A 12,502-nucleotide genomic window follows, 5' to 3' on the forward strand; every position below is an offset into this window, starting at 1 on the left:
CTCAGACTCCCAGTTTGGCACGTGGCCGGAAGCTCTTGAACTGCTCGGCCATGCTGCCGTAGAAGGCTTTTTCAGCATCCGCCGCGGCGGCCGGCAAGTCGATCCGGATCACCGCATAGAAATCGCCCGGCGTATTTCCGGGAATGCCACGGCCCTTCAGTCGAAGCTTGCCGCCACTCGCCGAACCCGGCGGGATCTTCAGTTCGACCGTGCCACCCGGCGTCGGCGCCTTGATTGTGGCGCCCAGGGCGGCCTCCCACGGGGCGAGCGGCAGGTCGAGATAGATATCGCGACCGTCGACCCGATAGAGGGCATGCGGATGAAAGCCGATTTCCAGATAGAGGTCGCCGGGCTTGCCCTGCCCGATACCCGGCGCGCCCTGGCCGCTCAGGCGGATATGCTGGCCGGCGCGAATGCCGATCGGGATGGTCACATTGAGCGTGTGGGCCGCCATCGACACGCGTCCCTGGCTATCGATTTTCGGCGTTTGCAGCGTGATGCTGCGGGTGGTGCCACGGTAGGCATCTTCCAGGTCGATCAGCACCTTGGCGTGACGATCCTCGCCCCGGGCATGAAAATCTGCCTGCTGCCGTCCGCCGCTCCTGAAGTGGCGGCCATAGAGGGCTTCAAAAAAGTCGCTGAACTCGCCGGAGCCGCCATCGCCCGCCCCGGCCCCGTCACCGGCATACTCGAAACCGGCGTTCCAGTCCGGCGGCGGCCGGAAGTCCTGCCCGGCTTTCCAGTCCTTGCCCAACTGATCGTAGGCGGCGCGCTTTTCCAGATCCTTCAGTACCGCATAGGCCTCGCCGAGTTCCTTGAAGCGCACCTCGGCATCCGCTGCCTTGCTGACATCCGGATGATATTTGCGGGCCAACTGGCGATAGGCGCGCTTGATTTCGTCCTGGCTGGCATCACGCGCCAGGCCCATGATCTTGTAATAGTCCTTGAATTCCATTTAAGACCTGCCCGCAGTTTTTTGTTCAGACGGCGCTTCTCTGGTTCAGAGGCTGGCCGGTGGGCGACTGGGCGTCGTTCCGTAGTAGGCGTGAATGCCGGCTTCCCACTTGGCATCGGCCATGTCGGGCCACTTGTTCTTGTCGAAGCCGGGGGCGTGCTCAAGCCGCTCCTTGTTCACATCAAGCTCGAAGCGCTTGTTGGTCGTATCCAGGGTCAACGCCTCCCACGGCACCGCGAACAATTTCTCGCCAAAGCCCATGAACCCGCCGAAGGACAGCACGGCATAGCTGACCCGCCCGGTCCGCATGTCGATCATGATTTCCTTGATGTCGCCGATATCCTCGGCCGCCTTGTTGAATACGTCATTGCCGATGAGCGTCTCGGCGCCCATCAAATGCGGACCCGGACCATGGCTGGTATCGGGGCCGGAGGGTGTGCCTGTTTTTACCTTGTAGATGCCGTAGGAATCGCGCTCTTCGTAGTTCATGTCTATCTCCAATAAAAGATGGCAGGGAAATGTCGATGCAACATGCCACGCAGCGATACCCTGTCCTTAAAGCCTAGAGAACAGCATTCGCATCGTCTGTTCGACAGAGCACACAAGCCCGGTAACGACTCAGGCGTTGAAGTGCTTTGCGATAAAGGACCACACCATGCGCGACGCGTCGGGGCCGCGCTCATCGCTGTACGGCTTGTTGGCGGCGCCACCACTCCAGGCATGGGCCAGTCGGCTGACCAGCACCAGCGTGGCGACCGTTCTGTCCCGACGCTTGAAATCCGTCACCGACATTGGGTAACGCTTGCCGCGTTGCACGCTGCGGGTTGTGCCGGCGCGGGCACCGGCCGCATAGGCCCAGGACTGCACTGCGGCCTGGCCATTCTGCGGCGATACCACACCGTCGGCCTCGCCGTGAATCACCAGCAAAGCCGGCCACGCCGCCGCCATCGTCAGCGGCGTGGCAGCGAGCGGCGAAGTGGTGCGACGGCCGCGCATGGCGCCCACCGCCGACAGTGTCGAATGGGCGGTTCCCGGCGGAATGCCCGAATGCATGACCACCGCCTTGAAGCAGGTGGGATGCAGCGAAACCACCAGTGCAGCCATGCTGGCCCCGGCCGACAAACCGGCAATTGCCAGGCGGCTGCTGTCGACCGGATGGAGCAGGCAAACCTGGTCGACCGCCTGGATGATCAGCCCCGCTTCCCGATAAGCCCGGCCGGATGCCGTGTCGAACCAGTTCCAGCAGCCCTGGCCGTTGGCCAGCCGATCCTGTTCCGGGTAGAGAACGAGAAAGCGCTCGCGCATCGCGACACGATTCATCCGCGTGCTTGTCGCAAAGGCATTCGCATCCTGGCCGCAACCGTGCAACATGACCAATAGCGGCAGCCGCTCTCCGGTCTTGATGTCGGGCGGCTGGTAAAGCCTGAAGCGGCGTGCCCCGGCTGCGCCCGTGACGAGGCTCTGGCTCCAGGCGCCAGGCCCCGTTGGCGGCGGGGATTTTAGGGCAGCCCGCTTGAGCGACTGCTTGAGCGCCTGCGTTCCGACCTTGATCGTACTGCGCGCAACAGCCGTCATGCTGCGCCGAAAGATGCCCGTCCACGCCGAGGTACGCCTGCGTTTTCTCATGCCCGCTCCGCCCATGTTGCCCGGCTGCTCAGCAGCCCGCCGGTCGTCGGCCACCTGGATTTCATCGGTCTTTGGGCCGACAGAGATCGGCCTTGAGCGGAATCGTGCTGGCGGATTCGGCGACAGACTCCGGCTTGGCGGACAAAGCGAAGGAATTTTCCGGATGTTCCTGACCGGCAGCAATCACTGGACGCTGGATCGGCGTCCAGCAGGTGCAGCCAATCTCGGTTGCTCGATGGAGAGCCGGCTTGCGGCTAGATGTTTCGTCGTTTTTCATGCGTCCTCCCTGAACATGCCAATTCCAATATAGGCCAGCGCGTCTTCAAATGCTTGCCCGGTTGGTCGCCGATCAAGTTGTTGGCGCACCGTCCGACACAAATACAAGATGCCAGCAGCAATGCACGATCTCTGTGCGATACCGCACATAAGACAAACGCCGATCTATGTGCGCTGGCGAACGGAATCCCGCTCAATGGCAGCGCAATTTATAGCTTCGTCCGACATGGGGCACTTCGCCTTGTTGGTCAGACCTGTCCTCAGTCAAGGAGACAAGCATGAATCCATCGTCAAATATTCCCCGACGCCCGTTGCGCACCATCCTGTCGATGGCCTTGCTGTTTCTGGCGGCGGCCGGCCTGCATGCAGAGCCGCTAGCGATCACCCTGAGCGGCGCAGCCGAGGTGCCTCCAGTCGTCACTTCAGCATCCGCCTCGGGCGAAATCACCGTGCTGCCGAACCGCAATATCAGTGGCAGCATCAAGGTGACCGGCATGGTCCCGACCAAGGCCCACATTCATGAAGCAGCTGTCGGAAAGAATGGGCCGCCGATCATTACCCTGACTTTCTCCCCTGACAACACTTTCGCCGTACCCGCCGACAGCCGCCTGAGCGAGGCGCAATTCAACAGCTTCACGATGGGCAACCTGTATGTGAATGTGCATAGCGCGCAATACCCGGATGGGGAAATCCGGGCCCAGATCCCCGGCAAACCGATGCGCCTGGCCCAATGAACGACTTTGGCAGCCTGCTCCCTGAATCACTCGGCTCCCGCTTCCTTCAACTTTCTTGTTAAGGAAATGACATGAAAAAAATTGCCGTAATACTGGCCGCTCTCGCCAGCCTGTTAGCGGGCTGCGTGGTCTATGACGACCATTACCGGAACGATGGCCGATACCGCGGCGAGCACGACAACTCGACCCATCGCGATCACGACCGCGACCGAGATGGCGTTCAGGATCGGCAGGACAGGCGCCCGAACGATCCGGGTCGCTACTGACGCATGAAGACCGTTGCTCAACTGGCCAGCCTGTTTCCCCGCGCCGAGCAGATTCCGGCCGACTGCCGCATCCTGGCCCCGATCCACCAGCGTGCCATCCTGATCAATGGCGAAATGCGCATCTGGAAAGGCGAAACGCGCGCCGTGCATTCGCCGGTCTGCGTCAGCGACGACGACGGCCGCCTCAGTCATGTCGAACTAGGCAGCGTGCCGGTCACCGGCACGGCCGAGGCCGACGCCGCGCTGGCTGCCGCCGTTGCCGCATACGATCACGGCCGCGGCGACTGGCCGAACCTGTCGGTCGCCCAGCGCATCGCCTGTGTCGTCGATTTCACCGGCCAGATCGTCGCCCGCCGGCGCGAGATCGTGAACCTGATCATGTGGGAAATCGGCAAGAGCCAGGCCGATTCGCAGAAGGAATTCGACCGCACCATCGATTACATCCGCGCCACCATCGAGGAACTGAAGCGCCTCGACAACAGCAATTCGCGCTTCGAGATCGTCGACGGCACCATCGCTCAGATCCGCCGCTCGCCGGTCGGCATCGCGCTGTGCATGGGGCCGTACAACTACCCGATGAACGAGACCTTCAGCACGCTGATCCCGGCACTGATCATGGGCAACGTGGTGCTCTTCAAGCCGCCGCGCTTCGGCGTGCTGCTTTATTACCCAATGCTCGAAGCCTTCCGTAGCGCCTTTCCGCCCGGCGTCATCAACATCGTTTACGGCCAGGGCCATGTCGTCGTGCCGCACATCATGGGCTCGGGCAAGGTCAATGTGCTGGCCCTGATCGGCTCCTCCGAAGTGGCCGACCAACTGAAGAAATCACACCCGAAGACCAACCGCCTGCGCGCCATTCTCGGCCTCGGTGCAAAGAACGCGGCGATCATCATGCCGGATGCCGACATCGAACTGACGGTCAAGGAATGCATCACCGGCGCGCTGTCCTTCAACGGTCAACGCTGCACGGCGATCAAAATGATCCTGGTGCACCAGTCGATTGCCGAAACCTTCCTGCGCCGCTTCTGCGAGGAGGTCGCCAGGCTGGCGATCGGCATGCCCTGGGAGCCGGGCGTCATGCTGACGCCGCTGCCCGAGATGGAAATGGTCGCCTACATGAACGAATGCATCGCCGACGCGGTGGGCAAGGGCGCCCGCGTGATCAATCCGGGCGGTGGCGCGACGGTCGAGACGCTGTTTTATCCGGCGGTGCTTTTCCCGGTCAGCGAAGGCATGAAGCTCTATCGCGAGGAACAGTTCGGGCCGATCATCCCGGTCGCCACCTTCGAGGACATCGAAACGCCGCTCGACTATGTGATCACCTCCGACCACGGCCAGCAGGTCGCCATTTTCGGCAGCGACCCGGGGCAGATCGCCTCGCTGGTCGATACGCTGGTCAACCAGGTCTGCCGGGTCAATATCAATTGCCAGTGCCAGCGCGGCCCCGACGTCTTTCCCTTCGTCGGGCGCAAGGATTCGGCCGAAGGCACGCTGTCCGTGCACGACGCCCTGCGCGCCTTCTCGATCCGCACCATGGTCGCCGCCAAGCAGACCGAAGCATCGAAAAGGCTGCTCGATGCCATCGTGCTCGGCAACAAATCCAATTTCATAAATACCCACTTCATCCTCTGAGGCCGGCAGGCCTATTCCGGCCAACCGGGAACCAGCGGCTTGCTCCGTTGTCCAGCATCGACAAGGCTTCACGGGTGGAGACCACCATGAGCAGATCGGATATCGGGGTCATCGGCCTCGGCGTAATGGGCGCCAACCTCGCCCTCAACCTGAGCGACAAAGGCTACCGCCTCGGCGTCTATAACCGGACGGCAGCGGTGACGGCCGAATTCGTCGTGGCCCACGGCCAGGGGCGGGACCTCACGGCCGCCGACACCCCGCAGCAATTGGTCAGCCAACTGGCGCATCCCCGGGTCATCCTGCTCATGGTGACGGCCGGCAAGGCTGTCGAGGCAGTCATCGAGCAACTGTCACCGCTGCTTGCCCCGGGCGACATCCTGATCGACGGCGGCAACTCGCATTTTCGCGACAGCAACCGCCGCTGGCGCGAACTGGGCGCCCGGGGCATTCTCTTTGTCGGCATGGGCATTTCCGGCGGTGAAGAAGGCGCCCGTCATGGCCCCTCGCTGATGCCGGGAGGTGCTGCAGCGGCCTGGCCAACTATCCGCGAAATGTTCCAGGCCATCGCGGCCCGGGTCGATGGCGTCCCGTGCTGCCAGTGGCTGGGCGACGGCGGCGCCGGCCATTACGTCAAGATGGTTCATAACGGCATCGAATACGGCGACATGCAACTGATCGCCGAAGTCTGCCACCTGCTGCAACACACCCTCGGCATGCCGCACGATGCGATGGCCGACACGTTCGCGGCGTGGAACGCCGGTCGTCTGGAGTCCTACCTGATCGAGATCACCAGCCACATCCTGCGCCAGCGCGACCGCGATGGCAGCCCGCTGGTCGACAAGATCCTCGACCGCGCCGGGCAAAAAGGCACCGGTGTCTGGACCGCGCAGGATGCGCTGGAACAGGCCGTACCGCTGACCCTGATCGGCGAGGCGGTGCATGCCCGGATGCTGTCGGCGCGCAAGGCCGAACGTGTCGCGGCCGCCGCCCTGCTCGGCAGCCCGCCGGCGGTCGTCCCGGCAGCGGAACGGGCCGCCGCGGTCGACGCCCTGCACGATGCGCTTTACGCCGCAAAACTGGTTTCCTACGCCCAGGGGTTCATGCTGCTCCAGGCCGCCGCCGAAAGCGAGGGCTGGGCCCTGCCTTACGGTGAGATCGCCATGCTCTGGCGGGCCGGCTGCATCATCCGCAGCCGCTTTCTCGGCGACATCAAGGCCAGCTTCGCCCGCCAGCCGGCGCCGCCCAGCCTGCTGCAGGACCCTTACTTTGCCGGCGAACTCAAGGCGGCCGAAGCCGGCTGGCGAAAGGCGGTGATGCTCGCCGTCGGCAGCGGCGTCGCCGCCCCGGCCCTGGCCTCCGCCCTCGCCTTCTACGATGGCTACCGCTGCGCCAACGGCTCGGCCAATATCCTGCAGGCCCAGCGCGATTTCTTCGGAGCACATTCCTATCAGCGTATCGACCGCGATCCGGCGCAACGCTTTCATACCCGCTGGCTGGGCGATGGCGGCGAGGAGTTGCTGCCATGAGCTGCGCCACCGAATCGCACGCCTACGTCATTTTCGGGGCCACCGGCAACCTGGCCAAGATCAAGCTCCTGCCCGCGCTCTACCAACTGCACTGCCTGGGCTACCTGGCGCCCGGGGTGAAAATCCTCGGTTGTGGACGTACACCGCATGAACGCGATGGTTGGCGCGACGAAGTCCGCAAAATCCTGAGCGATTCAGGCACCGGAACCGGCAGTTGCCTGGAAGGCTTCGTCGAGCGCCTCGACTACCTGATCGGCAGCCTGCAGGATGCCGCCTTCTACCAGGCGCTGGGCAACTGGATCGGGACCGGCGAGTGTGCCAGAAACGTCATTTTCTACCTTTCGCTCAGCCCCGGGCTCTACGTGCCGGTCACCGTCGGGCTGGCGCAGGCCGGCCTGCTGGCCGAAAGCAACGGCTGGCGAAGGGTGGTCGTCGAAAAACCTTTCGGTCACGACCTGCAATCGGCGCGTCACTTGCAGCACGCCCTGAATACCCATCTCGAAGAAGAGCAGATTTACCGCATCGATCATTACGTCGGCAAGGAGTCGGTCCAGAATCTGCTGGTGCTGCGCTTTGCCAACATGATCCTGGAACCGCTGTGGAACCGTCATTACATCGATCATGTGCAGATCACCCACGCCGAGACCGTCGGCCTTGAAGGACGCGCCAGTTACTACGACGGGCACGGCGGGGCAACGCGCGACATGATCCAGAGCCACCTGTTGCAGGTCCTGGCGCTGCTGGCGATGGAACCGCCAGTGTCGCTGGAAGCGGAGTCGCTGCGCGACGAAAAGGTCAAGGTGCTGCGCTCGATCCGCCCGCTGGACATCACGCAACTGGCCAGCCACGCGGTGCGCGCCCAATATGCCGGCTACCATCAGGAAGCCGGCATCTCCCCGGGTAGCCACACCGAAACCTACGCCGCGCTCAAGCTCTACATCGACAACTGGCGCTGGCGCGATGTGCCCTTCTACCTGCGCACCGGCAAGCGCCTGAAGGAGCGCCGCTCGATGGTCGCCGTCCGCTTTCGCGAACCGCCGATGCAGTTGTTTCAGGGCACTGGCGCCGCCACCGTCCACCCCAACTGGTTACTGATCGGCATCCAGCCGGACGATGTCGTGCGCCTGGAAATATCCGCCAAGGTTCCCGGCGTCGAAACGCGAACCCGCCAGATCTCGATGGATGCCAGCGTCGGCAATCCCGGCGAGCGCAAGGCGGACGCCTACGAAGACCTGCTGCTCGACGTCATCGAAGGAAACCGTTCGCTGTTCCTGCGCTACGACGAAGTCAAGGCAGCCTGGAGTGTCGTCGATCCGGTGATGCAGGCATGGGCCGAGGATGAACATCCGCCGCTGCAATATCCGGTCGGCAGCTGGGGGCCGAAAGCGGCCAGCCAACTCTTTGGCAAGGCCGGCCAGGAGTGGCGACAAAGCCTGAGCTGCAACGGCGAAGCCGATGTTGCCGGCTGACACCCGCCTGCTGGTCGATGCCGAGGCCGTTGCCGCCGAAGCCTGCCGCCTGATCGGCCGCGCAGCACAGGACGCCATCCGGCAACGCCGGGTCTTTCGCCTGGTGCTGGCGGGCGGCAATACGCCACGCCGCTGCTACCAGTTGCTGGCCGCGACCGAACAAGACTGGCCCGCCTGGGAAATTTTCTGGAGCGATGAACGCTGCCTGCAGGCCAATCATCCCGAACGTAACGACCGCATGGCGCAGGCTGTCTGGCTGGCACAGGTACCGATTCCAGCCGCCCAGCTACACCCGATTCCGGTCGAACTCGGCCCGGAAATAGCGGCCGCACGCTATGGCGCCTTGCTTGCCGAAGGCCCGCCTTTTGATCTGGTATTGCTCGGCATGGGCGAGGATGGCCACACGGCCAGCCTGTTTCCGCAGGCCGCAGCGCAAGACGCCCCGGTAATCGCCGTGCATGGCGCACCGAAACCGCCGGCGGAACGCGTCAGCCTCAATTATCAAAGCCTGCAAACCTGCCGGGAGCAGCTAGTCCTCGTCACTGGCGGCGAAAAATCATCCGCCCTCGCCGCCTGGCAGCAAAACGCCCGACTGCCCATCGCGCGGGCGGTGACCAACAATGCCTGTCTGCTGGTCGATGTCGCGGCGGGTCGTTTGGCTCGACTCAAGCATTAGTGGCGGTGTCCTGGAATTCGCCGACGGCGGCTTCGATGATTTCCCGTGCAATGGCCGTTTCATCCGGCGTTCTGGTCTGCGCCACCAGCACGACCTGACCATTGGCGATCGCATCATGCACCAGATCCGAAAGCCAGCCTTCCTTGTGTTCGATACCGGTGTTGGCACCGGCCGCGGCACCAACAAAGCCCCCCAGGCTGGCGCCCCAACCCAGCATGACCAGAGGTGCAATCAGGGGACTGGCGATGAACAGGCTGACATTCGCCGCAACCAGTGCCAGTTGGGCAAGCGCACCGATGCCGGTACCCACCGCGGTGCCAACGGCACCATCGACGAGGACATTGGTCAGCACTTCGTTGCTCTCGCCTTTGGGTTCGCTAATTGCAGGCCCCGAATCGGCATCAAACAACTGGAGTTGATCGCTTGGCAGGCCACGCTCGACAAGCCTCGTCAATGCCCCTTCGGCTTCCGGGCGGTGGGCAAAAAAGCCCGAAACGTGGTGACGATATTCATCCATGGCAACTCTCCTTGGGATATCCGTACTCGACGGATGACAGTTCAGGCTAGCCGGCATGGCACTCGATGTCTGTGCGTCACCGTACCCATTGGCGAAAGCGCGATTCAAGGCCGGAAAAATCGGGCTATGTCGGGTTCCGCACATACAGTTTTTAAAATGGCGTCTATGCTTTGCATATAGGCAGCGCCATACGTCAAACAATGATGTGCGATAGCGAGCTACCGAGAGAGGAAGCGATGCCACAGCAGTCGACGCAAAGTCCGAAGCAGAACCGTATTCTGGCGGCCCTCACCCCCAATGACTATGCGCGCCTGCAGGATGATCTCGAATGCGTTTCGATGAAACTCGGGCAGGTTCTCTTCGAATCCGGCGACAACGTTGCCTACGCCTATTTCCCGACGACCTGCATCGTTTCGCTGATGTTCACCACCCAAAAGGGGGCCTCAGCCGAACTGGCGATTACCGGCAACGATGGACTGGTCGGCATCCCGCTGGTCCTGGGGGGCAACACCACGACCCACCGGGCGGTCATCCAGAGCGACGGCATCGCTTACCGCCTGAAGATGGAGATCATGCGCTGGGAACTGGACCAGGGCGGCGAACTGCAGCACCTCTGCCTGCGCTACGCCCAGGCCTTGATGACGCAGATGGCGCAAAGCGTGGTCTGCAACCGCCATCATTCTGTGGACCAGCAGCTCTGCCGCTGGCTGCTGCTCAGCCTCGACCGTCTGCCCGGCAATCAACTGAACATGACCCAGGAACTGATTGGTAACATGCTGGGGGTCAGGCGCGAGGCGGTCACCGAAGCCGCCGGGAAACTGCAGGCCGCCGGCCTGATCCAGTACAGCCGCGGACATATCAGCATCCTCGACCGAGCTGGCCTGGAGGAGCGGGTCTGCGAATGCTATGCCGTGGCCAAGTCGGAATACGACCGCCTTTTTCAGTTTCCGGCCGCCATTCGCGTCAAAAACCGGGTCCGCCCCAACCCGGAGACGCTGCGCAAACGTGCCGAAGCGCGCTTGCAGCAATCCGCCCCAGACATCCTGAAAACGCCATGGGACAACACGCGACTGGTGCATGAACTGCAGGTTCATCAGATCGAACTTGAAATGCACAACGAGGAACTCCGTCTGGCCTATAACGAGGCCGACGCCCTGATCGAGCGTTACGCCGACATCTACGACTTCGCCCCGGTCAGTTACTTCACGCTTGACCGGCAAGGCGTCATCATCGACATGAACCTGGCCGGGTCGATCCTGCTCGCCATCAAAAGCTCGCAGAAAGGCCGCTATCGCTTTGCCTCGCGCATCGCTCCCGAGTATCTGGTCGATTTCAATGCATTCTTCGAGCAAGTCTTCCGGGCAAAAGACAAGACCGCCGGCGAGTTCGTGCTGTCGGCCAACGATCATCGCCCCGAGGCAATCGTCAAAATCGAAGCCGTCCCCGATGAAAACGGAGATGAGTGCCGGATGGTCGTCATCGATGTTTCGCCGGCCCGGCAAGCCCAAAAAGCCCTGCAGGAGCGCGAGCAATACCTGCGCGCTGTCATCGACAACTTTCCCTTCATCGTCTGGCTGAAAGATGCGCAAAGCAGCTTTCTTGCGGTGAACGCCCCTTTTTCGGCAAATTTCGGCTGGCCCTCGGCCGATGCCCTGATCGGCAAGACGGATTTCGACATCACCAGCCGGGAACTCGCCGAATTTTATCGGACGGAAGATCGCGCCGTCCTCGAATCCGGCCAGACGAAAACCCTGGTGGAACAGATCGAAACGATCAATGGGCAACGCTGGTTCGAAGTCTATAAATCGCCGATCCATCTTGAAGGCCAACCGATCGGTACGGTCGGCTTTGCTCGCGACATTACGGAGCGCTACGCCGCCGAGCAAGCGCTGAAGAACTCCGAGAAGCGATACCGGAGCCTGATCGAGAAGATGCCGCTTAGCGTCGCCATTCTTCAGGATGGCGTCCTGAAGTACATCAATTCCAGGGGGCTGGAACTGATCGGCGATCCGGCCGGCGCCTGCGTCGGCCAATCCTTCCTGCCCCTGATCCATGAAGCCGACCGTCAATGGGTCACCGACACCCACAAGGTTCACTCACTCGGGGAACTGGAAAACAGCAGCGCCGAGCTCAGGTTGGTGAACATGGCGGGGCGGATCATCGACTGCCTCGTTCATGTCAGCAGCGTCGAATGGGAGGGGCGCGTCGCGGTCCTCGCGATCCTCGAGGACATCTCCGCCAAGAAACTGATCGATGCTGAACTGCACCGTCTGGCCAGCATCGACCCGCTGACCGAACTGGCCAGCCGGCAGCATTTCCTCGACCACGTGGAACAAGCCTTCTCCCGGCTGAAACGGGGCATCGACCGTGAGGTGGTCGTCCTGCGGCTGGACCTCGATCAGTTCCAGACGACCACCGAGAGCCTCGGTGGTCTGGCCGGCGATGCCCTGCTCCGCCTGTTCTCGGCCCTGCTCCGCGACGAATTGCGCAAGGTCGATTTTGCCGGCCGCATCGACAGCGAAAAATTCGCCGTCCTGCTGCCGGAGACCAACCTGTTCGCCGCCAAGGTATTTGCCGAGCGCTTGCGGGAGAAGGTCGCCAGCACGACGATCATCATCGCCGGCCAGCCGGTATCGACCACGATCAGCATCGGCCTGGCCACGATGAACGGGGACGACGCATCGGCCGATGACGTCCTGCTCCGCGCGGAACAAGCGCTGACCCACGCTCACCAAGCCGGCGGCAATCGGACAGCCCCGGCCTGAGCGGCAAGACGACGGCATTCGGTTCAAGAAATTGCGCTCTGTGCGCTACCAGACCGAAAC

12 protein-coding genes are annotated in these 12,502 nt (G+C 62.6%); 7 read left to right on the forward strand and 5 right to left on the reverse strand.

The window, feature by feature from the left end:
• Position 1: 1 nt before the first annotated feature.
• The 4 genes from AT959_RS05385 to AT959_RS05400 form a co-directional block, all read right to left on the reverse strand.
• The gene (locus AT959_RS05385) at positions 2-955 is read right to left on the reverse strand and encodes a DnaJ C-terminal domain-containing protein (protein ID WP_066881368.1); all 954 of its coding nucleotides are present in this window, start codon (positions 953-955) and stop codon (positions 2-4) included.
• A gap of 45 nt (positions 956-1,000) precedes the next feature.
• Positions 1,001-1,444 (reverse strand): PRC-barrel domain-containing protein, encoded by a 444-nt coding sequence (locus AT959_RS05390; RefSeq protein ID WP_066881370.1) that lies wholly within the window; start codon positions 1,442-1,444, stop codon positions 1,001-1,003.
• Between the two features lie 129 nt (positions 1,445-1,573).
• Complete coding sequence (locus tag AT959_RS05395) at positions 1,574-2,581, reverse strand: extracellular catalytic domain type 1 short-chain-length polyhydroxyalkanoate depolymerase (RefSeq protein WP_066881744.1); 1,008 nt, start codon at positions 2,579-2,581, stop codon at positions 1,574-1,576.
• Between the two features lie 61 nt (positions 2,582-2,642).
• Positions 2,643-2,858: a hypothetical protein gene (locus tag AT959_RS05400; RefSeq protein WP_066881372.1), complete on the reverse strand. Its 216-nt coding sequence runs from the start codon at positions 2,856-2,858 to the stop codon at positions 2,643-2,645.
• 277 nt (positions 2,859-3,135) lie between these two features.
• On the opposite strand from AT959_RS05400, the gene AT959_RS05405 reads away from it, so the two are divergent.
• The 6 genes from AT959_RS05405 to pgl all read left to right on the forward strand — a co-directional run bounded on the left by AT959_RS05405 (position 3,136) and on the right by pgl (position 9,160).
• Positions 3,136-3,591, forward strand: a complete 456-nt coding sequence (locus AT959_RS05405) for a CHRD domain-containing protein (protein WP_066881374.1) — start codon at positions 3,136-3,138, stop codon at positions 3,589-3,591.
• A gap of 71 nt (positions 3,592-3,662) precedes the next feature.
• Positions 3,663-3,857, forward strand: coding sequence for a hypothetical protein (locus tag AT959_RS05410; protein WP_066881376.1), 195 nt, complete (start codon positions 3,663-3,665; stop codon positions 3,855-3,857).
• Positions 3,858-3,860: 3 nt separating this feature from the next.
• Positions 3,861-5,489 (forward strand): NADP-dependent glyceraldehyde-3-phosphate dehydrogenase, encoded by a 1,629-nt coding sequence (locus AT959_RS05415; protein WP_066881378.1) that lies wholly within the window; start codon positions 3,861-3,863, stop codon positions 5,487-5,489.
• Positions 5,490-5,575: 86 nt separating this feature from the next.
• Entirely contained in the window at positions 5,576-7,015 is a 1,440-nt protein-coding gene (gene gnd / locus AT959_RS05420) for a decarboxylating NADP(+)-dependent phosphogluconate dehydrogenase (RefSeq protein ID WP_066881381.1), read from the forward strand.
• A complete protein-coding gene (gene zwf / locus AT959_RS05425) occupies positions 7,012-8,484 on the forward strand; it encodes a glucose-6-phosphate dehydrogenase (protein ID WP_066881386.1) in 1,473 nt (490 codons plus the stop codon). Before gnd ends, zwf begins: the two co-directional genes overlap by 4 nt.
• Positions 8,471-9,160: a 6-phosphogluconolactonase gene (pgl, locus tag AT959_RS05430; protein WP_066881388.1), complete on the forward strand. Its 690-nt coding sequence runs from the start codon at positions 8,471-8,473 to the stop codon at positions 9,158-9,160. The genes zwf and pgl overlap by 14 nt, the downstream gene beginning before the upstream one ends.
• On the opposite strand, the gene AT959_RS05435 is transcribed toward pgl, so the two are convergent.
• A complete protein-coding gene (locus AT959_RS05435; RefSeq protein ID WP_066881390.1) occupies positions 9,150-9,677 on the reverse strand; it encodes a hypothetical protein in 528 nt (175 codons plus the stop codon). The genes pgl and AT959_RS05435 overlap by 11 nt on opposite strands.
• 236 nt (positions 9,678-9,913) lie before the next feature.
• Between AT959_RS05435 and AT959_RS20360 the strand changes: the two genes are divergently transcribed.
• Positions 9,914-12,442 carry a PAS domain S-box protein gene (locus AT959_RS20360; RefSeq protein ID WP_083518228.1) on the forward strand — a complete coding sequence of 843 codons (2,529 nt, stop codon included), beginning with the start codon at positions 9,914-9,916 and terminating at the stop codon, positions 12,440-12,442.
• Positions 12,443-12,502: the final 60 nt, after the last annotated feature.

This window comes from Dechloromonas denitrificans (assembly GCF_001551835.1).
GTDB lineage: Bacteria > Pseudomonadota > Gammaproteobacteria > Burkholderiales > Rhodocyclaceae > Azonexus > Azonexus denitrificans.

Excerpts from the sequence above, each read along its gene's own strand:
- AT959_RS05395 (WP_066881744.1), bottom strand. The coding sequence starts at position 2,581 with ATGAGAAAACGCAGGCGTACCTCGGCGTGGACGGGCATCTTTCGGCGC.
- AT959_RS05410 (WP_066881376.1), top strand. The coding sequence starts at position 3,663 with ATGAAAAAAATTGCCGTAATACTGGCCGCTCTCGCCAGCCTGTTAGCG.
- AT959_RS05435 (WP_066881390.1), bottom strand. The coding sequence starts at position 9,677 with ATGGATGAATATCGTCACCACGTTTCGGGCTTTTTTGCCCACCGCCCG.
- pgl (WP_066881388.1), top strand. The coding sequence starts at position 8,471 with ATGTTGCCGGCTGACACCCGCCTGCTGGTCGATGCCGAGGCCGTTGCC.
- gnd (WP_066881381.1), top strand. The coding sequence starts at position 5,576 with ATGAGCAGATCGGATATCGGGGTCATCGGCCTCGGCGTAATGGGCGCC.
- AT959_RS05400 (WP_066881372.1), bottom strand. The coding sequence starts at position 2,858 with ATGAAAAACGACGAAACATCTAGCCGCAAGCCGGCTCTCCATCGAGCA.
- AT959_RS05405 (WP_066881374.1), top strand. The coding sequence starts at position 3,136 with ATGAATCCATCGTCAAATATTCCCCGACGCCCGTTGCGCACCATCCTG.
- AT959_RS05385 (WP_066881368.1), bottom strand. The coding sequence starts at position 955 with ATGGAATTCAAGGACTATTACAAGATCATGGGCCTGGCGCGTGATGCC.
- AT959_RS20360 (WP_083518228.1), top strand. The coding sequence starts at position 9,914 with ATGCCACAGCAGTCGACGCAAAGTCCGAAGCAGAACCGTATTCTGGCG.
- zwf (WP_066881386.1), top strand. The coding sequence starts at position 7,012 with ATGAGCTGCGCCACCGAATCGCACGCCTACGTCATTTTCGGGGCCACC.
- AT959_RS05390 (WP_066881370.1), bottom strand. The coding sequence starts at position 1,444 with ATGAACTACGAAGAGCGCGATTCCTACGGCATCTACAAGGTAAAAACA.
- AT959_RS05415 (WP_066881378.1), top strand. The coding sequence starts at position 3,861 with ATGAAGACCGTTGCTCAACTGGCCAGCCTGTTTCCCCGCGCCGAGCAG.